This window comes from Bdellovibrio sp. SBM16 (assembly GCF_056175625.1).
On record NZ_JBJKJG010000001.1, the window covers coordinates 418,094 to 438,780 of the forward strand.

16 protein-coding genes are annotated in these 20,687 nt (G+C 44.5%); 7 read left to right on the plus strand and 9 right to left on the minus strand.

The window, feature by feature from the left end; genetic code table 11:
• Nucleotides 1–19 precede the first annotated feature (19 nt).
• Entirely contained in the window at nt 20–625 is a 606-nt protein-coding gene (locus AC04MM_RS01900) for a DUF4360 domain-containing protein (RefSeq protein ID WP_475378618.1), read from the plus strand.
• A 95-nt stretch (nt 626–720) separates the two neighbouring features.
• Here the strand turns inward: AC04MM_RS01900 and AC04MM_RS01905 are convergent, their stop codons facing one another.
• Both AC04MM_RS01905 and AC04MM_RS01910 read right to left on the minus strand, forming a co-directional pair.
• Nucleotides 721–1,320: an inner membrane-spanning protein YciB gene (locus AC04MM_RS01905; RefSeq protein WP_475378619.1), complete on the minus strand. Its 600-nt coding sequence runs from the start codon at nt 1,318–1,320 to the stop codon at nt 721–723.
• A complete protein-coding gene (locus AC04MM_RS01910; protein WP_475378620.1) occupies nt 1,304–2,644 on the minus strand; it encodes a dihydroorotase in 1,341 nt (446 codons plus the stop codon). Before AC04MM_RS01910 ends, AC04MM_RS01905 begins: the two co-directional genes overlap by 17 nt.
• Nucleotides 2,645–2,786: 142 nt before the next feature.
• On the opposite strand from AC04MM_RS01910, the gene AC04MM_RS01915 reads away from it, so the two are divergent.
• Both AC04MM_RS01915 and AC04MM_RS01920 read left to right on the plus strand, forming a co-directional pair.
• A complete protein-coding gene (locus tag AC04MM_RS01915) occupies nt 2,787–3,881 on the plus strand; it encodes a hypothetical protein (RefSeq protein WP_475378621.1) in 1,095 nt (364 codons plus the stop codon).
• A 1-nt stretch (nt 3,882) separates the two neighbouring features.
• A complete protein-coding gene (locus AC04MM_RS01920; RefSeq protein ID WP_475378622.1) occupies nt 3,883–4,512 on the plus strand; it encodes a HEAT repeat domain-containing protein in 630 nt (209 codons plus the stop codon).
• 54 nt (nt 4,513–4,566) lie between these two features.
• On the opposite strand, the gene AC04MM_RS01925 is transcribed toward AC04MM_RS01920, so the two are convergent.
• The 4 genes from AC04MM_RS01925 to AC04MM_RS01940 all read right to left on the minus strand — a co-directional run bounded on the left by AC04MM_RS01925 (nt 4,567) and on the right by AC04MM_RS01940 (nt 9,595).
• Nucleotides 4,567–5,064 (minus strand): hypothetical protein, encoded by a 498-nt coding sequence (locus AC04MM_RS01925; protein ID WP_475378623.1) that lies wholly within the window; start codon nt 5,062–5,064, stop codon nt 4,567–4,569.
• A gap of 23 nt (nt 5,065–5,087) precedes the next feature.
• Nucleotides 5,088–6,617, minus strand: a complete 1,530-nt coding sequence (locus AC04MM_RS01930) for a hypothetical protein (protein ID WP_475378624.1) — start codon at nt 6,615–6,617, stop codon at nt 5,088–5,090.
• Between the two features lie 84 nt (nt 6,618–6,701).
• Entirely contained in the window at nt 6,702–7,598 is an 897-nt protein-coding gene (locus AC04MM_RS01935; protein ID WP_475378625.1) for a hypothetical protein, read from the minus strand.
• A gap of 149 nt (nt 7,599–7,747) precedes the next feature.
• Nucleotides 7,748–9,595, minus strand: a complete 1,848-nt coding sequence (locus AC04MM_RS01940; RefSeq protein WP_475378626.1) for an ABC-F family ATP-binding cassette domain-containing protein — start codon at nt 9,593–9,595, stop codon at nt 7,748–7,750.
• Between the two features lie 253 nt (nt 9,596–9,848).
• Between AC04MM_RS01940 and AC04MM_RS01945 the strand changes: the two genes are divergently transcribed.
• The 3 genes from AC04MM_RS01945 (at nt 9,849) to AC04MM_RS01955 (ending at nt 14,523) form a co-directional block, all read left to right on the plus strand.
• Nucleotides 9,849–10,376 (plus strand): response regulator, encoded by a 528-nt coding sequence (locus AC04MM_RS01945; RefSeq protein WP_475378627.1) that lies wholly within the window; start codon nt 9,849–9,851, stop codon nt 10,374–10,376.
• 10 nt (nt 10,377–10,386) lie between these two features.
• On the plus strand, nt 10,387–10,692 hold the full coding sequence (locus tag AC04MM_RS01950; protein WP_475378628.1) for a hypothetical protein: 306 nt from the start codon (nt 10,387–10,389) through the stop codon (nt 10,690–10,692).
• A gap of 159 nt (nt 10,693–10,851) precedes the next feature.
• The gene (locus tag AC04MM_RS01955) at nt 10,852–14,523 is read left to right on the plus strand and encodes a hypothetical protein (RefSeq protein WP_475378629.1); all 3,672 of its coding nucleotides are present in this window, start codon (nt 10,852–10,854) and stop codon (nt 14,521–14,523) included.
• Between the two features lie 18 nt (nt 14,524–14,541).
• Here the strand turns inward: AC04MM_RS01955 and AC04MM_RS01960 are convergent, their stop codons facing one another.
• On the minus strand, nt 14,542–16,218 hold the full coding sequence (locus AC04MM_RS01960) for a c-type cytochrome (RefSeq protein WP_475378630.1): 1,677 nt from the start codon (nt 16,216–16,218) through the stop codon (nt 14,542–14,544).
• 140 nt (nt 16,219–16,358) lie between these two features.
• On the opposite strand from AC04MM_RS01960, the gene AC04MM_RS01965 reads away from it, so the two are divergent.
• Nucleotides 16,359–17,342, plus strand: a complete 984-nt coding sequence (locus AC04MM_RS01965) for a carboxymuconolactone decarboxylase family protein (protein ID WP_475378631.1) — start codon at nt 16,359–16,361, stop codon at nt 17,340–17,342.
• Nucleotides 17,343–17,400: 58 nt separating this feature from the next.
• Here the strand turns inward: AC04MM_RS01965 and AC04MM_RS01970 are convergent, their stop codons facing one another.
• Nucleotides 17,401–18,090: a response regulator gene (locus AC04MM_RS01970; RefSeq protein ID WP_475378632.1), complete on the minus strand. Its 690-nt coding sequence runs from the start codon at nt 18,088–18,090 to the stop codon at nt 17,401–17,403.
• Nucleotides 18,087–20,648: an ATP-binding protein gene (locus AC04MM_RS01975; protein ID WP_475378633.1), complete on the minus strand. Its 2,562-nt coding sequence runs from the start codon at nt 20,646–20,648 to the stop codon at nt 18,087–18,089. The genes AC04MM_RS01970 and AC04MM_RS01975 overlap by 4 nt, the downstream gene beginning before the upstream one ends.
• Between the last annotated feature and the right edge of the window lie 39 nt (nt 20,649–20,687).

Sequence of the window (20,687 nt, forward strand, 5' to 3'; positions counted from 1 at the left end):
ACAAATGGGGGAATCACACATGAAAGCATTAAAATCATTGCTAGTTTTATCAGCAATCGTTATGGCATCTGCATCGGCAGAAGCATCAAGAATCAGCCTAGGCGAACCAGCTTACGGCGGTAACGGTTGTCCTGCAGGATCAGCTTCTATCTCTGTAACTGGTGACGGTACTACTATGTCAGTATTATTCGACAGTTTCGCGGCTGAAGCAGGTAATACAACAGGTCGTCGTATTGACCGTAAATCTTGTAACTTACGCGTTCCAGTACGTGTTCCAAACGGATACTCTGTAGCGTTAATCGGCGTTGACTACCGTGGTTTCAATGCGATCCCAGGTATGGGCGCTTACAATGAATTCCGTGCTGAGTACTTCTACGCTGGTTCTCGTGGTCCGGTTTTCCAAAAACGTTTCCAAGGTCCACAAGCTGACTCTTTCCACATCAACAACAAACTTATCGCTTCTAACTTAATCTGGTCTGCATGTTCTAAAGAAGTTATCTTTGCTATCAACGCTAACGCGACAGCAATGTCTAACTCTCGTATGGACCAAACTATGATGATCGTTGACTCTATCGACATCAGCGCTGGTATCTTATACCACTTCCAATTACGTCGTTGTAACTAATCTGCCCTCTAAAAAAGGCACTTTGGTTAAAACTCGAAGTTGAAAATTTGTGTAAAGCCCACATTGTAAAATGTGGGCTTTTTTTATTTGCGCAACTAACGGCGCAATTTTCTTTTCATTAAGAACATTTCAAGAATCATGTACACGATCATCGAAGCGATAAGGCCTAGGCCTTTTAAAATCGCCCAGGCTTCGGTTGACCAGAAAAAAGCCGCATGGGTGGCAAGTGCCGCGTGTGCTAAAAAGAACAACGACATTCTAAACGTGATGCCGCCCAGGTTATCTTTAAACACTTGCGGCATTTCTGGGTTTTGTTTTTCAATCATGATCCGTAAGAACGGTTTTTTAAAAAGCCATGACCCTAACAGAAAAACAAACATGCCGAATTCCATGATGGCTGGTTGCAGTTTGAACCAGATACCATCGTTAAAAAACAGTGAAATCAGACCCAAGCCTAAAAGTAAACCGTTTCCGATCCAGGTGATCTGACTTACTTTTTTATAGCGGATCAGTTCATAGATGATTTCGCCGCCACCAAAAGTAAGACCGGCGATTAAACCTGCCTGCGGCCCGTACTTTTCTTCGATCACGGTAAAGGCAATAACCGGCAGCAAGCCACCAAAAAACAGTGAAACCGCCTGACCTTTCGGGGATTTAGGTGGTTGTTTAGCTGGCTTACTAGAATCCGAAGTCACAGGCACTTCCTGCGCGTGGTTTTAGTAACGTATCACCGTCAACAACGACTTCGCCTTTAAGTAAAGTCATCACTGGCCAGCCTTTAAAGCTTTGCCCTTCGAACGGCGACCATCCAGTTTTAGAGGCCAGCCATTTTTTTTCGACGGTTTTTTCTTTTTTCATGTCGATAATGGTAAAATCGGCATCGTAGCCAACCTGAATGCGGCCTTTGTTTTGTAGATTAAAAATTTTGCGCGGGTTTTCTGTCACAAGTTCTACAAATTTTTTCAGTGGTAATTTGTCTCTGTTTACCTGATCTAACATTAACGGCACCAGTGTTTGCACGCCCGGTACACCCGATGGCGAGTTCGGGTAAGGTTTGGCTTTTTCTTCTAAAGTGTGAGGGGCGTGATCAGAGCCGATCACATCAACAGTTCCATCCAAGACAGCTTTCCATAAAAATTCCATGTGGCGTTTGTCGCGGATCGGTGGATTCTGCTGCCACAGAGATCCTAAACGTTCGTAGCACTCAGGGGCTGTAAGAGTTAAGTACTGCGGTAGAATTTCAACTGTGGCAAATTTTTTATGTTCACGTAAAAACGCCATCTCTTCGCTGGATGAAATATGCAAGATGTGAACAGGGCGCTGGTGTTTTTCGGCAAAGTGCACGGATTTTTTAGTCGCGATCAGTGCGCTTTCTTCGTCGCGCCAGATATGGTGAACATTGGCATTACCGGCATCGATGGCGATTTGTTTGCGCTCTTTAAGTCTGGCTTCATCTTCGGCGTGAATCACTAAACGGCGTTTGCCAGATTTCATGATTTTTTCTAACAGCTCATCCTGATCAACTAACAGCGTGCCAAACGAACTGCCTAAGAAAATTTTAATGCCCGAGCAGTGCGGAAGTTTTTCTAAGTAAGCCAGCTGTTCAACATTGTCTGAACCGCCACCGATAAAAAAAGCGAAATTAGCCGATGATTTTTCTTTGGCGATGTTGATTTTATCTTCAAACAACTGTTTGGTGGTGGTTGGCGGGTTGGTGTTGGGCATTTCGAAATATGTGGTCACACCACCTAAGATTGCAGCGCGCGAACCAGATTCGATATCTTCTTTGTGGGTTAAGCCAGGCTCTCGAAAGTGCACCTGCGAATCGATCACCCCAGGAAGCACCGTCAGGTGAGTGGCATCAATCACTTTGGCGGCATCGCCTGCGTTTAAGGTGCCAAGCTTTGCGATTTTTCCGTCTTTTACTGCGATGTCGGTTTTTTCCTGGACCATCTGGTTCAGTAAATCTGAGAATGTAACAATATCCGCATTTTTGATAATTAGATCGAAAGTGGCCACATGATTTCCTTTGATAGCTATTGTTATAAGACGGTTATAGCACCATCTTTGGTTGTGGGTCTAGCTAGACCAGAGTCATAATTGCTCGCACATTCCCTTTGGGCCCGTTGCAATGTGAAACGCCATACTTGATGATACAAATATGGCCATTTTTTTAGACTGGTTTGCATCGCATAATACACTGGTAATTCAGTCGCTCGCAGCTATTGTTGCGTTGCTTATCGTCGTACTTATTTTTCGCTTGTTGTTCGCTAATCAAGAAGCGGCAGCTGATGGGCTGGCTAAAAACGTTACCTACGCTCAATTAGAAGAAAAACTAAATAAACTTTTAGAGCAGCAATCGTCGATGAAGGTTTCAGTAGCCGCAGCCACCGATGGCGGAGCGGCGGCTCGTGACGGACTTGGTGCTGATGCGATGGCGGCTTTATCGGGTGATCCGGCTACCGCTGAAGCTGCAGCCCAGGCCAAAGAGCAAATGGCTGAATTAAGCCGTTTACGTGTTGAAATTACCACTCTTAAAGACTCTTTACGCCGCAAAGAAGATGAAATCATCTCGGCCAAAGAGCAGGCAGCGCAAAGCGCAAATTCAACACAACAGGATGCAAAACTAAATGACTTAAGCGGTAAAATTACCGACTACGAAAAAGAAATCGAAATTCTTAAAAACCGTTTATCTGACTATGAAATTATCGCTGAAGATATTGCCGATCTTCAGGCTTATAAAAAAGAAAACCAAGAGCTTAAAAACCAGCTGGCAAAACAACCGGCACAAGCGGTTACCGCTGAACCAGAACCGACCGGTGAAGAGCTTGCCGATTCGTTATTAGAAGATATTGCGGTTACAGAACCAGAGCCAGAGCCAGAGCCAGTGCCAGTGCCAGTGCCAGTGCCAGAGCCAGAGCCAGAGCCAGAGCCAGAGCCAGAGCCAGAGCCTGAGGCGGCTTCGGCGCCTGCTGAAGTTGAATCAGCTGCAGCAGCAAATGAGATGGATGCGTTAGCAAGCGAAGATATCAGCGAAGAGCCAAGTGTGCCGGATGATATCTTAACGGCGGCTAACGATGCGCTGAGTGATATGCCAACGCCTGCGGCTCAGGCGGAAGAAGCAATGCCTGAAGCCGTGCCTTCTGCAGAGCTTGATAATGATGAAGTTCGTGAAGTTTCTAAAGATGTAAAAAAAGAAGATAAAATTTTATTAGACGAATTTGAAAAACATTTCGCAAAGGATGATGAGGATTAGTATGAAAACATTAGCTGTTTTAGTGTTTCTATTTTCTGTGAATGTTTGGTCTTATGTGCAAAGTGAAGCAGCTCAGGATTTCGCAACTCAGATCGCGCGCGCAAAAAATCAATCATTGCCAATGGCTCAACGTTGGGATGCTTTAATCAAGTCGGCTGAAGAAGCTGACGGTACGCAAATCAAGCAGGTTCTTGAGTTTGCCAAAAGCAAAGACTGGTACATGCGTAATGCATTGCTTGTGGCATTAGATAAAATGGGTACCGATTTGGTTTATGACAGTGCGAAACGATTGGTTTCGGATAAAGCCTTAGTGGTGCGTTCGGCAGCGGTTGATATTTTAACCCGCTTAGAAAACCAGGAAGTGCGTGAACTTTTAGCCAAAGAGTTAAACCGCAACTATAACTTTGTCGGTAAAAAAAGTTTATGGATCCGCGCCCAGATCATGAAAAATCTGGTGAAAAAACCTTACCAGTCAGAAAAAGAATACTTCGCAAAACTTCTATTTGATAACGACCCGGAAATTTCAGCGATGAGTATGCAGGCCCTAGAGAAAATCTCGCAGGTGCATTTTGAAGGCGAAAACGCATTATCTTCGTGGAAAAAATTCGTCAAAGAACAAAAGTGGTTCTAATCGGTAGACCGTTATTTCTATTCAAATATAACTGTAGCGAAAAAGGCCTGGCACCTACTGCGCGGTTTCTGAGGCTTTTCTGATGGCTTTGGCGATAATCAGTTCGCGCTCGATACGGTAGAAAATCACTTTTTCTTCTAAGCCGTCACTGCTTACGGTTTTAACTTCTGAGATAAAATCTTTAAACACTTCAATTTTTTTCTCGATGGTGACGCGCACACTTTCGGCGGCTTCAGATTTTTTACCACGCGCAAAGCTGATCACCAGTTTATAACGCGAGCTCGGGTACTGCGGGCGGGTACGAAACGGCGGAAGCCAGCCATCCACGGCTTTGATATAGTCGGTTTCAATAACACCGAAATCCTGATTTTCAGCGGCAATGGTGTATTTGATCACCGCATGCGCGGCTTTCCAGACTTCGTCGTAGGGGGCGTAATAGATTCTTTGCTGCGAAGAACGTTCGATAATCGCTTCAGGGGTTTCAGGCTGCAGAACCTGGGTGCCGCAACCTGAAACCAATAATCCAATAAGAATAAGACTTAAAAACTTCATACCTATAAGTGTAAACTTATTTGTTATAATTCGGCAGCACCTTTAGTTACATGGGTCGCGGCTTTGACCAAATCATCACCAAGGTCTGTTTGCGGCGCTGACTGACTGCCGATTAAATTTACTTCAAATTTACGTTTTACCGCAGCCGTGTCGGCCTCGTCTTCAAGTGGCCATGCCGGTAAATTAATTTCTGTAGGCCATGCGGTGCCTAACACTTCCCATTTGCGCTGTAAAAGTTCAACCTGAAAGGCACCATCCTGAACGACGTTGATATCCGAAATCGCTACCGTTACCGCAATCGGGTTTACGGCATTGGCATCAGTGGTCTGCGTTGAAGCCTGCGGTACCAAAATTTTATACGCGCCACCAGTTTGGGTCACGGTCGGGCCTGCAGGTAATAACGGTAATAAGCTGGTTTGCATACCGGCTTTAAACGGCACCATTGATGCCGATGAGCGGTTGGCCACATCCTGGGTTGCGGTATCAAAATCAGCCGCTTTTTTCATAAGGTTCACGATATGAACCTGTTTGCCGGCAATAGTTTTTAAACTGGCTGATTCGTTTGCGTTTAAGCGTTTCACATCAGAAGGCACAAAGCGGCCGCCCGATAAATCGTTCATCGCCAAAGCCATAACCACTTCATCAGCCTGAATAGCGGCCCCTTTAACAGAGACAGGAGCTCCATCAAATTTTATTTCCATGCCCGGGATATTTAAAGCCGTGGTTGGCCCTGTAACTGTCGTTTCGCGTAAGCCACCGTTGGTGAACGAAAAGTAATTTAAAATTTCGTAGAATTTTTTATCGGCCTGCATTTCATCAACAGTTTCTTTAAACGGAAATCTTCCGGTTAAAGCATAAAATGTTTTAGGGCCGTGATGTAAAGCATAGGCGCGGTAGTCAGGTTTTGATAATGTTACCGAAATTAAAAAATTATACTTTTCTTTTTGTGTCGGAATAGAAACGTTACTCGGAAGCTCTGCCGTTTGCCCGAAGATCACATCAATCACATCCGTAAACGGGCTGATCACCGCATCAAGATCAAAATTCATCAGATCACCTTTAGCGATCGTCGGGATCACTAACGAAAAATCTGTCATCTTGTCGCCATCTTTAACCGGAAGTCCCGTGACTTGTCCCGTGATCATCGGGCGGGATTTTAAGTAGGCCGTGCTAAGTTTTACCTGAATGATGCCCGGTTTTTGATTTAACAAAGTCTGGCGGATGTAGCCCGGGGCATTGACCGTAATGTGGGCTGTATCGCTCCACTCACTGACAGCGACCATGCCGTTTTTATCAGTGATTTTTAAATTACCCTGAAACGGATCGTTGATAGCTGCACCGATCAATACCTGCGCGTTGGCTATCGGCTGATTGGCCTGGTTAAACACCTGAACCGTCGGTGTAGTTTGTGGTGTGATTAAATCAAAGCGGCGCGAAATTTTAAAATCGGCAGCATGGTAAAGTGAATGTGAAATTTGTTTCTGATCTTCAGCGCAGCCAGAAAAAGCCAGCACAGAAGCCGATAGGACGCTAACAAGTAATCCGTGTTTCATAAAAACCTTTCTTGGTTTATTTGAGCTTTGACCTAATTGCAGCGAATAACTGGTCTTAGGTCAATCGAAACACGAAGCGTCTTTTTATTTGGCGATAAATTCTGAATAGACAGTCATGCGGCTTGCGCGCGAGGTACTTAACAAGCGGTCGATCGACGTCTGTTCGCGGCGCGCGATATGGCGGTTTAAGCTCGCTTGGTAGACGACAAGCTGGTCACCAATACGCTCGACGATCGCAATATGGCCCGGTTTAGGCGCTGGGCGCTCCCATTGGATGATAAACGGGGTGCGCGCCGGGTATGACCAAAGATGGCGTTTTAAACGCATACGCTCAGAGGCTAAATTGCTGGTCGTAAATTTCTCGGCCTGATAAGAAGAAAAATGCTTTTTCGCGTAGATATCAAAATCATTCGCTAAAAAACCGTCATCGCTGTAGCCCGATAGTTCTAAAACGCGTGAAACATAAAAGTTGCACGGTGTACCGATTTTTTTAGCCTCGTTTTGCACGACCCAAAAAGCCACTTTGATAAAGCGCGACGCTTCACCGGAAGTCGATGCTGGTTTTTCTTTAACCGAAGGTTTCGGTGCTGTCGGTTTTGGCTGCTGCACCGGTTTTGGCTGTGGTGCCGGAGTTTTTGGTCTGGGTACGACCACTGGCTTTGTCGGTTGTTCTTTAACCGGTTCAGCCACTGGCGGAGCCGGTAGAATCTGATTCGTATCATCTGCCTGAGTTTCAGGTTGATCCGCTGCCGGTTGTTCAGCCGGTGGTCGATCTAAATCAACCACGATCGGTTCATTACCAAGATCCATAATCGGATCTTCGGGATTTTCCATCATTAATGGAACCTGGTCGATATTGTTACGATTAACATCGTAGAAAGATTTACGGTTTTGACAGCCGAAAACCAGGGTAGCCGCTAACACATGGATTGTCAGATATACGACGATTGATAAATTTGATTTTGGTTTAAGTCCCCACATAGTATGCCCCCGCATAATTGGCTCAATTTAGCAAAAAAACGGGAATTGCACAGAGGCAAATTAGCTGTAGGGTAAAACATTCTGAACTGTAACGAATATTGACACCTAACGATGCGTTAAGCGGGTATAGCAGCTTTTAAATCGAAATATTAGCCTTTAACTTTTGCTTCTAATAACTGCCAGCGCTCATACATCTTGGCGATCTCGGCTTCAAGGGCGGCCGACATTGAAGTCAGCTCTTGCAGTTTGCTGTAGTTGGCCTGATTTTCCGAAAGCCCTAAAGCCTGTTGCACTTTTGTTAATTCATCTTCTTTAAGGGCGATATTTTTTTCGATATTTTCGTACTCTTGAGTTTCTTTATACGAAAGTTTTTTGTTTGAACTAGAGCCTGTTTTTAGCGGTGCCTGCGCCAGTTTTAACGCGGCTTCGGTGGCTGCTTTTCCGGCCTTACGGTTTTCTTCACCTTCCTGGCGGTACCAGCTTTCCCATTGGTAATAGTCAGCAAATTTAATGATTTCGCCTTTTTCATTTTCGGTAAAAGCCCAAAGTTCATTTGAGTTCTGGTCTAAGAAAAAACGATCATGCGATACTAAAATCAGGGCGCCCGGGTAGTCGGCCAAACACTCCGTTAAAACATCAAGTGTTTCAACATCTAAGTCATTGGTCGGCTCATCCAGAATAAGCACATGGGCTGATGTTAACATAAGTTTTGCTAACAGCAGTCGGCTCTGCTCGCCGCCGGATAATTTAGAAACCGGCATATCCATCTGAAAAGCGTTAAAATGAAAGCGGCTTAAGTAACTGCGCGCAAATACCGGAGACCCGGCCAAGTGCACGTAATCCCCCTCAGGGCAGATCACCTTTAATACGGTGGCATTCTGATTTAAAGTCTCTTTACCTTGCTCGAAGTAATTGATCTGAATGTCAGGGTTTACAAACACTTCGCCCGATGTGGGCTGTTCTTTACCTAACATTAATTTAATTAAGGTCGACTTACCGCAGCCGTTCGCTCCCAGTAAGCCGATCCGTGCTTTCGGGCGTACTAAGCCTGATAAATCGGTAAATAAGTTTCTACCAGTAAAGCTTTTGCTGACTTTGGTTAGCTCAACTAAACGTTTAGGCGTATTACCGGTGCCGGCCGAAAAATCAAAGTCGGCTTTACGTAAGAGATTTTTATTTTCTAAATTTTTAACTTCATCAATTAAGTCGTGGGCGCGGTTCTGGCGGGCTTTTTGTTTGGTTAAGCGCGCCTGCGGGCCGCGGGCCAACCACGCTTTTTCGATCAACATCGTGTTGCGCTTTTTTTCTTCCAGGCGGCGCTGGCTGTCCAATAACATCTGTTTGGTTTCTAAATACTTGGCGTAATCGCCGTAAGATTTAATTATACCGTCCGGATTGCGCGGGTCTAAATCAAAAATCGCATTGCAGGTATTCTGTAAAAAGGCACGGTCATGGGTTACGATAAAAAACGAAATCTGATTTTCGTTGGCGATAAAATCCTCTAACCATAAAATACTCTGGATATCGAGATGATTCGTCGGCTCATCCAGCATTAAAAGTGTGGGGCGTTTCATCAATTCACGCGCTAAAGCCACGCGCTTTTGCCAGCCACCGGATAACGTGCCGACATCGGTGTTTTCAGCCTGCGAAGTTTCATCCAGCGATAATCTTTTTATGAGTTCGAAAGCCAGGCCGATATTCAGGCCGTCATAGGGATCGTCGGTCGCCTCAACCAGCGTTTCGTAAATCGATTTGCCGGCCTGTAAAACCGGTTTTTGTTCTAAGTAGCCCAGGCGTAAACTGTTAGAAAAAGATAACTGGCCAGCATCGGGTTTCATCTGGCCGCTTAATATTTTAAGCAGGGTTGATTTGCCGGCGCCGTTAGGGCCCACTAAACCGATTTTTTGTTCGGTATCAATCGCAAACGAGATGGATTGAAAGAGGTTTTTCGATGCGAACGCTTTTGAGATCTGGAATGCTGATATTAATGTAGCCACAGCATCAAAGGTTAGCAGCAAAACCTAAAGCAAGCATGCAATTTATTTGTTCAACAAAAATTCAATAAAACTAGACCTCAAAGTGCTGATAATCAGGCACTTCGTAAACATTGTGCAATAGAAGTAATCAGGCATTTTTTTCGGTAAAGAAAAAAGATGCGATGTTGAGATTTCTTTAAATCAATTCCCAATATTCGCAAAGACCCTGTGGTCTCATTATTTCACTACATTTCAGAAATACATGGAGGGCTGTATGGGTGAACTGGATTATCTTAATTATATCGAAAATGAATCGCTATTCGAGGCCGGAGTGCCGTATAAAAAGAACTTAGACGAAAACTTCATGAACGTATCAACGCACAAGCAAAAACTCAGTGTGTTAATCGTTGAGGATGATTTCGCAATGCAACCAATCTGGGAGAGCGTCTTGCGCGAAGTTTCACCGCAGGTCTCTATTAAATGGTCAAAATCAGAAGAAGGGGCCGAGATTTTAATGAATCAAAAGATCACTCAGGACGAGGATTTTGATTTAGTGATCGCCGATATCTATTTATCGGGTTTTAAAACCGGTATTGATTTATGGGAAAAATACCGTTTCAGTGATTCGCTGTTTTTGTTTACCAGTTCCATGGGCATTAAAGAATTCGCCAGCGTTATTAAAAAATACGAAAATGATTACGTGCCGTTTTTTATGAAAAAGCCGATTAAAAAAGCGGTGGCGGTTGAAACCATCAAGGCCATGTTGTCATTTAAAAAGTTTCTCATTTATAAGTCACATTAGGAGCGAGCCAATGTTTGAGGATATTGCCTACAGTAAGTTCTCGGTCAGTATGGAAATGGACGAGTACGCCCAGCGCCTGGTTAACTATATCAAAATGCACACTTCTCCTGAATGCCAGGTCAGTCTTTCGATTGAAAAACATTTAGGTGAATACAATGCCGTGACATTTATCCGCGGGCTTAAGTTTGAAGCGATTATTGATAATAAGGCTTCAAACTATTTCGAGGTGCTGGATAAAATCAAAGACGATTTTAACCACCGTATCGAGCGACTGCAAAGCGGCTGCGGCGCAGTCGGGCCACAAATCTCATTTTGAGACGCCACGGCCCAGCTGCTTTCCCGACTGACACTGTTGCCGAAAGTTGTCGTTAGTAAATTTTGTTTACTCCAAAAACACTGAGTTGCTTATCGCTTCTCAAAATAAAACATTTAGTGCCCTAATAATTGGCCTGTTTTTCGAAGTCTCTAAAAGTCTATGAAAAAAACAAGCAAATCAGTTATTGGTGTGTTGTTCGCTTTAACAGTTCTTTCAACAGCGGTCTCGGCGCAAAATCATGCGCCATTGGTTGCTGAGCATAACCACGCTGCCGAACGTTTTACGGCCAAAAATCTAAAAACCAACGGCGCTTTTGATCCGGCAAAGATCAGCCAATTTATCGAACGCTTAAACCAGGAAAAGCTATCTGTTGCCAGTGACATGTATGAAACCAAAATCATCGAAAAGATCGAGCTTGAAATCGAATCGCATAAAGACGCGATTAAATCCGCAAAAAAAGAATTAGACGCCAAGAAATCCAAGTACATCCAGGCCTATGATTTATTTCTGATCCCGAAGATGGGCGAGCTAAAAAACTGTGTTGTGCAAAACCGCCCGCAGTTTTTTTGCGAAGGTATTATGGATCAGTTTATTGATGGTTACTCAGCGTTTTACTTGCCAGAAGCGCCCCGTAACATTTTTCACCAGGATTTAGACTATCTATTTATCGGTAAAAACTTTTTTGGTTATAACTTTAAACGTTATGACAACAAAGTTGAAGCCGCCAATTTAAAAGTTGAGACTGAAAACTATAAGCTGACCAAGGCGTGCTTACCAGAAATTAACGTGGGTGAAATTCTTACCCAGGCGCAAATCGTAAAGCTTAAAGCCTGTGGGGTGGATTTATCTTTATATAACCCAAGTGATGAATCGTTATGGCGTAAGATGACACCTAAAGTTTACGAGTATGCTAAAAACCGCAGGCCAGAGCTTTTTCCGGCGGCAAATGAACTGGTGTATTTCAAAAAAGTAAAGTTTTCTTCGGCCGGTTCACCGAAATTAGAAGGCGAATTTACCCGAGATGGTGAAGATTATGATGTTAAAATCAAAATGGGCCATGAAACCCATGTTGAAATCACCTCATCGATTATCGGTAAATTGTTGGGGATGTATCAGGATACCTCGGTGATGCGTAAAACCCAGCGGGTGTATTTTAAAGGTGATATGGATTATGAAGCCTTTAAAGCGCAGTGGAAACGCAAATACACTGGTCTTAATAAAGAGTCATCGAGTTTCGTTGTTGATTACGGCCAGGACAGTAACGGTAAGTATGTGACCTTACAGGATGTGCAGTTATCAGTAAATGACCCTAAGTTTTTACGAATTGCCCCGTATGATCCGGCTGGCTGGGATTTGCCGAACCGCCGCGAGCACCGCGCCCAGATTTTATGGTACGGCTTACTAAATATCATTGATGCTAAAACCGGTAATCACATGCTGTTAATGGAAAAAACCGAGCAGGGACTGGTTCCGCGTTATTCATTTCAGGATGTGGGTTACTCGCTGCAATTTCAGATTGATCCGTTAAAACCATTTGCCATGCTTAAATCAGCACTCTCGTGGGGTGTAAACACCTACGATGCCTCGTTTTTAAAATGGGATGCCGAAAAAATTCATATCCAGTGGGCCGATGTGCTGTTTAACCGTGACCGTTTTAAGTCAACAACCTATGCCGATCTTAAGTGGATGGCCCGCCAGATCGCTAAAATTTCTCATGACGATATTAAATTTGCGGTTCAAAGCGCCGAATTTCCGGCCGACATCGAAGATCTGTATATTCATAAACTTACCTCGCGCCGTAATGAGGTGGTGCGTGCCTTTGGTTTAACGAACGACTACGGTCTATATCCGGTCCCGAACTTAGCTACTTATAGCCCGAATAAAAACGTTAAAAACGGCGAAGTCGTTGTTGCCAGCTACGATGGCTATGTCAGTTACGAGCTTCCGCGCACCACGCTGTTGCCATTTATCATTCAGGCAGCGGCATCCCTGGTAAAACTTGAGGCCTTAGGCGGTAAACTGAAAGCCAAAGTTTCAAGTGATATCACGGCAAATTTTAACCAGGAGTTAGGAAAACTATTAAGCGTAAAAGACATCGTCGGTGGTATCGGCTTAGAATTAAACCGCTCGGTTGATAATAACTCGCAGTTCGTGATTCAAAATGGCCAGAGCCAGGCCTTTGTGGTCAAAGACCGTTTAGCGGTAGAGATCAATGTGGGCTCGTCGTTATTTACCACTTTACAGGGGTTGTTTCCGGATCAGTTAGCCGTCAACGGTAATATTAAAGTGTGGCGCCGTGAGTTTGAATTTATCCACTTTGCCAACACCTGGCTTGAAGGTTACCGCAGTGAAGTTAAGTTATTTAAATTTATTCCGAACTGGAAGGCCTGCATCGTCCAGTGTTTAGAGCGTGGCGAAGTTTTAAAAATCTCTGATAGCTACGGAGTCGCTGTCGGAGCGCGCGTGCCGGTCGGCGCTGTTGCCGGTGTACCGATTTCTATGGGAACCAGTGTGTTCTGGCAACATTCAAAGCCTACGTATTTCTCGCGCGATCAGTTCCAGCAGTTAGTGATTTACGAGGCTGAAAACAACACGCACGGTTATTCGACCTCGGTGGGTGTTGATGCAAGTTTAGATCTGTTGATTTTTAATTTACCGTTTTTAGATTTTAATAAGTCATCGTATTTTTATAACCATAAAAGTGCGCTTTACCGGTTCTCGGCCCCTAAGGCGGTTGATGGCAGTTTCAGTGTATTGCAGCAGATCCGTGCTAAAGATGAACAGGAACTGTTAAACCGTTATCTTGAATCCGGCGACAGTGATCCACTGGTGCTGGCAAAAAAAGATCTGGACATTAAAGCCAAGGGCGAAGTTAAAAAATCAACGTTCTCGTTTTTATTCTTCTTTAAGAAAGAAAAAGCGACCGGCCACTCTAAAGCCACGGTAAAAACATCAAGCCGTGAAGTTAGAAACTTTCAGCGCTATAGCGGCGAGCAGACAAGTTTATTCGGCGCGGATAAACGCGTCCTGTTAATCGACAGTGAGGCGACAGTTGTCTATAAAGACACGACTAAAATTTCGATTGAAGTCGACGAGGCCAAGCCTGAAGACATGGTGGCCTTTATCGAAGTGTGGAACTACGAGCGTAAACTTAACCGTAAAGGCTTAGTTGAATATATCACTGATCTTAACAAGTTTTATTCGCAGAGCCAGGCAAAGCCTTTTTACGCTGATTATTATCTGCCACCAAAAGATCAGATGAATACGTACCGTAAGATCTACGGCCACACGCGTATTTATTTTTACGGCGATAAATTAGTGCAGACGTTAAAAGGGTTATCAAAAAACCAGCTCAAGGGTTTATTTACGAGCTCTTATAAAGGGGATACGTCGTGTGTGACAAATCCAAACGATAAGCATAATAATTGCGGTTTTGAGCACGACTTAAATAGCTTCTTGCGTGCAGTTGAGAATATGAACAAACACGTAGCCAAAGATCAGAAGTATTTAAAGCAGTACTTTAAACTGATCGAGTCATTACGTATCCGCGAAAACGGCCTTGATCTGGTTAAAATGATCTTATCTGAGCAGGATATGTTTGTCATGGGCGAGATCTACGGCGTGTACCCGAGCTTTTCGACGATGAATCAGGACGAGCAGGAAGCCGGTCGTAGATTTGCCGCCAAAAGCTGGGGCAGTTATAAAATTCCGCCACTGAGAAAATTCTTAAATCAGCAATCGATCACGCATGAAAGTATTTACATCAACGGCGAGATCAGCTTTGACGACATCTTTGGCCCGATGCCAAAGGGTAATGTCGAGTATTACTAGCGCGGACGCGCAGCTGCACTAAAGTGTCTGTAAAAACTTAATCAGTGCCTTTTTATCTGTAGCGGTCAGGATTTCCTGGCCGTCTTTAATAAAAATATCGACGTCATGGCCAGAGTTACTCAGGCCTTTTCGGGTGGTATCAAAGTAAAATTCAGCCAGCTTCCAGTGTTGTGGTGTATGTTCACCCATCGGGTAGCCATTGCAATCCGGATCAAAATCAGTTGCGGTATTTAAGGCGTGGCCGGCGTAGTACGCTTTCGGTCGCTGTAAAGCCGGCGTTAACACCGCACAAAGCGAAGGTACTGAGTTATTGTGAAAATACGGCCAGCGCGCCCAGATCCCCACTAACGGCGGCGGCACATAACCTTTTTGTGCTTTGATCACGATGTTGTTGGTTTTTGAGATCGCAAGGTTGTTTAATTTTTCCAGCGATTTCATGCCTTGCTTTCGGTACGGGTCGGTCCCGACATCCATCACCGGCGTTTTGGCTTTCGGAATCACCAGGGTGGTCTGTAATTTTTCGGCATGGGTTAACTGATCGGCATGCGGTAAGTTCCACGCTTTTTCATAGGTGCCGTGGCATTTGGCGCAGGTTTGGTTAAAAACTTTTTCGCCGTGTTTAGCCAAATCAATATCGATTAACTCTGCCGGATAAAAATCGGTAAAGCGCGGGGCTTCCGCCGAAAACACCGCCGTTGTTAACTCGTCGACGATTTGTTGATTGTCTTTAAGCCATTGTTCTAAAACTTTTAAATCCACCCCGCGGCCGATTTCGTTCCAGATGATATTGGTAAAAATCGGGTTACCGCTAATCACACTGCCGTCGGCTAACCAGCGGTTTTTGTATTTAACATTCCACCACGGCATCGGTTTTGAATCGGCCGGGTTGTCATCTAAGATTTCGTCACGGCGTGGAAACAGCTCATGCCAGTCGCTAGGTGTGGCGTAGGCATCATCTTTACGGTGATTAAGTGATAACGAAACTTGCGCTAATGAAGTATCTAACCCCAGCTGAATCGGTTGTTTTACACCCACACGCTGAATGTTGGTTTTAAGCTCACGCATTAAATCCACTTCGGCATCATTGGCCCCCGAGGCGGTTTTAAATAACCACATATCAACGGCCGGCATGGCTTTTTTCGCATTTACAAAAAACTCATTTGCCGTCGGAAAACGGTTGGTCATACCCAATACAGTTTTACCAAATAAATTACTTGAGTGGCAGGCTGCACATGAAAAGGTAAAACCTTCGGCGCCGTTACGTTCGATTAAGCCAAAGCCCATGCGGTGCTCTGGACGGATGCCGTCACGCAGTGGCACCTGGTATATACCGGTGTCAGTGCTTGCCGGGTAAAAGTGTAACCCCAGATTACCTAACACCTGATCAAAACTTCTGATCCCTGAGATCTGCTGCACGATTTTACCTAACACCACCCGTAACGGGTTATCATCGCCATCTTCGATCACATTAATCACCGGCTGGTACGGCGGTAACGCTCCGGTGACTGTGACCGGATAAAATTGCGCGTGAATTTTTCCGTTGTCGCGAAAAGTTTCAAACTGTTGCGCTGATAAATTATTTATATTTGTGCGGCCGCCGGCCGGGATCTGAACGCCCTCATCCCAAGGGGTTTGTGCCCCTGCCGAAAAAGAAAATGCGATGGCCAAAGAAACCAATACGAAGTGTTTTTTCATAAAAAAATCATAGCGAGATGATTGTGTAAGAATCACTGTAAAAAGCTTTTGGCGCGCTGGGTAAAATTTGATTTTGTGCGTTTGCCATAGAACTTGCATTAAAGGCTGTCATTAAACCCAAACCCAATAAGGAGATTTTAATGAAAATCATGTCCCAACTTGTCCTCGTATTAACAGCTACACTAACTCTCAACGCCTATGCCGAATCCGAAACGGCCAAAAGCACGATGCCGGCCAAAATGCCGAAAAAAGAAATGATGAAACCATCCATCGAATATTCGGCCGCCATGGATGATATCAAATCATCTTTAGGCATGGTTCCGACCTTTTTAAAAATGTACCCACAGGCCGGTCTTCCGGGTGCGTGGGAAGAGATGAAAAGTGTGCAGTTAAATCCAAACTCGATGATCTCGGGTAAACATAAAGAACTTATCGGTCTTGCCGTATCGTCGCAGATTCCGTGCAAGTACTGTGTGTACTTTCACAAAAAGTTTGCCGCCCTTAACGGCGCCAGTGAAGCTGAAATCAACGAAGCGATTGCGGTGGCTTCGATGGTGCGTAAGTGGAGCACATATGCCTACGGCCAGAATTTGGATTTTGAAAACTTCAAAAAAGACGTAAGTCAGATGGTTTCACGCACCAAAGAGCAAATGCAAAAAAACACGCCGGCTCCGGTGGCCATGCGTGCCGCAGATATCACCACCGCTGATGCTGCCATGAAAGACGTGCAGAACCTATGGGGCTTTACACCGGCCTTTATCAGCGAATATCACAAACCTTCGATGCCGGGTGCATGGAAGTCGTTACGTGATTTTCACATGAGCAATAATACGGCGTTACCGATGAAGGTAAAAGGCTTTATCGGCTTAGCGGTCGGCTCACAAATGCCATGTAACTACTGCGTGCACATCGACAGCGAATTCGCCAAACTCGACGGCGCCACCGCCGACGAATTAAAAGAAGCCGTACAGATGTCAGCACAAGTGCGCCACTGGAGCACCTTCTTAAACGGTCTATCACAGGATGATAACCAGTTTCGCCGTGAAGTAGATCAGCTCGTCGGAATCGCCAAACGTAAAATGAGCGGTGTTAAAACCGATCGCCAGGCTTCGGTAACTCAGTAGTCTTTGTTAGGTTTTACATTACGAGAGGCAGTGTTGTTATACAGCACTGCTTTATTTGTTACTCACCCTTTTCCTGAATCAGCTTATTCCTGATCCAGGTTCTGATGTGCGATAGCTCTTTTTCAGATAAGCCCACATAGTTGGCCGAGATTTCGTAGTGATCGGTTTTTAGTTCTGACGTGTTAACGCGTACTGAGACCGAGTTTTTTTCAAAAATATTAAAAAAATCGCTGCTGATTTTATAGATCTGGCCGGGTATAAAGCCCACATCTGAATTAAATTTTACACTGATCTCAGAGGTTGAGATGATGGTTAGCTTCATCGGCAGTGATGCTGGTTTGTTTACGCTGGCGTGCACGAAATCGGCCTGATCACTTTTTTGTACGAGTAATTTTTTAAGTTTACTTAACAGCACATCGGGATCGATGGGTTTAATCATGTAATCGTTGGCACCGACAGAAATGGCTTTTTCGACATCGGCCGGATCACGTTTACCGGTTAACATGAGAATGGGTACTTTTTGGTTGGCGCTGGGTTGTGAGCGGATGGTTGAGATCAGGCTAAAGCCGCTGGTGCCCATGGGCATGACCGCGTCGGTAATAACTACGTCAAATTTTTCGCGCTGGATATTTTCAAAGGCATCAAGTGAGTTGGTGCAAGAGACCACGATAAAGCCTTCTTTTTTTAAGATGGCTTCTAAGGTGAGTAAGACACTGGTTTGGTCATCGACAATAAGAACGGTTTTCATGACGCCTTCCTTTGACTTGCTTTAATATCGTAGATTTTTTCTTCAATGCCGGAAATCGTAAGAGAGTAGCATAACTGGGCTTTGTTAATTTCTTGCTGTAATTGCTCGGTGTGGCCTGGGGTGTTGGCATCAGCCAGTGCTTCGATTTTTGCTAGAATCTGATAGAGCTCATGCGCATCAAGCTCGGCCGATGCTGATTTTAAGCTATGGGCTGTTTGATACAGTTCGGTCAAATTCTGGGCCTGTAGCAGCTCGGCTAATTGCGTAAGTTTTTGCGGGGCTTGCGCGCTAAAGTCTTTAAGTAAAATTTCAATAAGTAATTGATCACCCACCATTAGATGTTTGATCTTTTCGATCTGGCTTGGGGAGGCGAGTGTCGCGGTAAAATACTGTTTTAAGGTTTGCACCAGTTTATTAAGTTCGATCGGCTTAGTTAAAAAGGCGGCCATTCCGGCTTTGATATTTTCATCGAAGTTGGTCTGTCTGACATCGGCCGATAATCCTATGATCGGTGTTTTTTTCATGTGGTCGTGGGTCTGCAGGGCCACAATTTTTTTAGTAGCCTCAAGACCATTCATGACCGGCATATTTGAATCCATCAAGATCAGATCCGGGTGGTGTGACTGGTAAAGTTTAACCGCTTCTTCGCCGTTATTGGCGATCACGGTCTGAAAACCCAGTTTAGCTAAGTAGTTGGTGATAACCTTTTGGTTTACGGTGCTGTCTTCAGCAATCAGGATTAAGCCCTGAAACTGGTGACTGAATAAAAGACTTTCTTCGTCGTGTTCGGCCTGATCGCTGCCGGCGGTTGGGGCGCACGGTGCCAGTGGTAAGCTAAACCAGAACTGGGTGCCTTTACCTAAGTCGCTGGTTACGCCGATTTCGCCTTTTAATAAATCAACTAACTGCTTACAGATACTTAAGCCAAGGCCGGTGCCGCCGACCGTCTGGCCGTTTTTGGTCTGAAAGTATTTCTGAAACAGGTGGCTGACTTCGACCGGCGTCATGCCAGAGCCGGTGTCTTTAACGATAATTTTGGTGTTAGGGCCTTCAGTGATAAATTTTAATTCGACAAAGCCAACTTGAGTAAACTTTAAGGCGTTACCGATCAGGTTAATCATGATCTGGCGGATACGGTTAGAATCTGAATTAAAGTGTTCGTTTTTAAGTTCTGAGAAATCCAGTTTTAGTTCTAGGTTTTTTTCTAAGACCATCGGCTTAAAGTTATCGGCGATATCCTGCGCTAAGGATTTTAAGCTAAACGGCGCGTAGGTCAAATCAAGTTTACCGGCCTCGATTTTTGAGTGATCTAAAATATCGTTAATTAACGTCAATAGCGATTTGGCCGAACGCTGGATGGTCAAGACGTAATCTTTTTGATCTTCGTTGAGCTTGGTTTCTTTAAGCAAGGTCGTAAGGCCCAAGACCGCATTCATCGGCGTTCGGATTTCATGGGACATCGATGCCAGAAAGTCTGATTTTAGTTTTGAGTTTTCTAACGCCCGCTCTTTTTCGGATTTCCAGAATTGCTCTAATTGTTTTTTAGCGGTTACGTTTTTTAACACCACCACCGAGCCAGAAGTCACGCCTCTGTCATCGACAAAAAAACCGTTCGAGGCCGAAACAAAAATACCTTCGGGGTGCTGCTGGTTTTTTACAAAAAATTCCTGGTCGTTGACTAAGTTCTTTCTGAGTGCCGTGTGCATCGGAAGCTCTTCTTTAGAAAGCTTTCTTCCGTCAGGAGATTGAAAACCCATCACCTCAATCGAGCTCGAATAGAAGATGTCATTGACTACCGGGCCGATAATGTTTTTAGCCGATTCATTGCTGAAAGTAAAAAAGCCGTACTTATCGGTCACAATCACGCCTTCTGACATATTGCTGATTACTTTTTTGAAAGTATCAACCTGCGAGATAAGGCCGATATTCTGCTTTCTGGTGGTGCGGTATAAAAATAATAAGTGCAGCACCGATAACGTCAGCGATAACAGACTGATCAGCAAAAAGATGGATTCGTTATTAAACTTAAACGCACCGACATCTTTTTTAATCAGACCCAGTGGCTGGCTCTCCAGCTGCACGCGGATAGATGAGCCTTGCGCGATATAACTTTTTACGGCTTCAAAATAATCGGCGTAGTTCGCCGAGCGTTTGGCCAGGGTGTTGTAGATATCTTTTTTTTGTTTGGCCAGTGGTGAGCCCAGCGCCTGCATCATCAGTGAGTTATTTTTTAAAGAAAAATCATTGAACTTATTTGAGCGTTCGATCTTGTGATCAGCAGTAAAGGCCGGGCTTTCGATATAGCTCTTTAACGCGGCGATGTTTTCCTGCCAGGCGTTGACCTGTTCAACCAAGGCCTGTTCATCTTTAGTTAAAACCTCTTGTGTGACAAACAGTGAATTTAAACTTTGATTTAAGTTGGTTTGATAGCTAAACGCCAGCACCATAAAAAAGGCGAAGTTGGCAAGCCCGATCAGATAAAAATGGCGTTTTAATAAGCCCCAGAAAAACTTAGTCATGACCAGATATTTATCGTCATTTTCAGAGTGAAAAATCACAGTTTTTTTAAGAGAATTACAAAGAAAAACCGCCCTTGG

Coding starts and splice junctions, on each gene's coding strand:
- AC04MM_RS01925 (WP_475378623.1), bottom strand. CDS start 5,064: ATGAAGTTTTTAAGTCTTATTCTTATTGGATTATTGGTTTCAGGTTGC.
- AC04MM_RS01970 (WP_475378632.1), bottom strand. CDS start 18,090: ATGAAAACCGTTCTTATTGTCGATGACCAAACCAGTGTCTTACTCACC.
- AC04MM_RS01945 (WP_475378627.1), top strand. CDS start 9,849: ATGGGTGAACTGGATTATCTTAATTATATCGAAAATGAATCGCTATTC.
- AC04MM_RS01920 (WP_475378622.1), top strand. CDS start 3,883: ATGAAAACATTAGCTGTTTTAGTGTTTCTATTTTCTGTGAATGTTTGG.
- AC04MM_RS01900 (WP_475378618.1), top strand. CDS start 20: ATGAAAGCATTAAAATCATTGCTAGTTTTATCAGCAATCGTTATGGCA.
- AC04MM_RS01965 (WP_475378631.1), top strand. CDS start 16,359: ATGAAAATCATGTCCCAACTTGTCCTCGTATTAACAGCTACACTAACT.
- AC04MM_RS01960 (WP_475378630.1), bottom strand. CDS start 16,218: ATGAAAAAACACTTCGTATTGGTTTCTTTGGCCATCGCATTTTCTTTT.
- AC04MM_RS01950 (WP_475378628.1), top strand. CDS start 10,387: ATGTTTGAGGATATTGCCTACAGTAAGTTCTCGGTCAGTATGGAAATG.
- AC04MM_RS01930 (WP_475378624.1), bottom strand. CDS start 6,617: ATGAAACACGGATTACTTGTTAGCGTCCTATCGGCTTCTGTGCTGGCT.
- AC04MM_RS01955 (WP_475378629.1), top strand. CDS start 10,852: ATGAAAAAAACAAGCAAATCAGTTATTGGTGTGTTGTTCGCTTTAACA.
- AC04MM_RS01935 (WP_475378625.1), bottom strand. CDS start 7,598: ATGTGGGGACTTAAACCAAAATCAAATTTATCAATCGTCGTATATCTG.
- AC04MM_RS01915 (WP_475378621.1), top strand. CDS start 2,787: ATGGCCATTTTTTTAGACTGGTTTGCATCGCATAATACACTGGTAATT.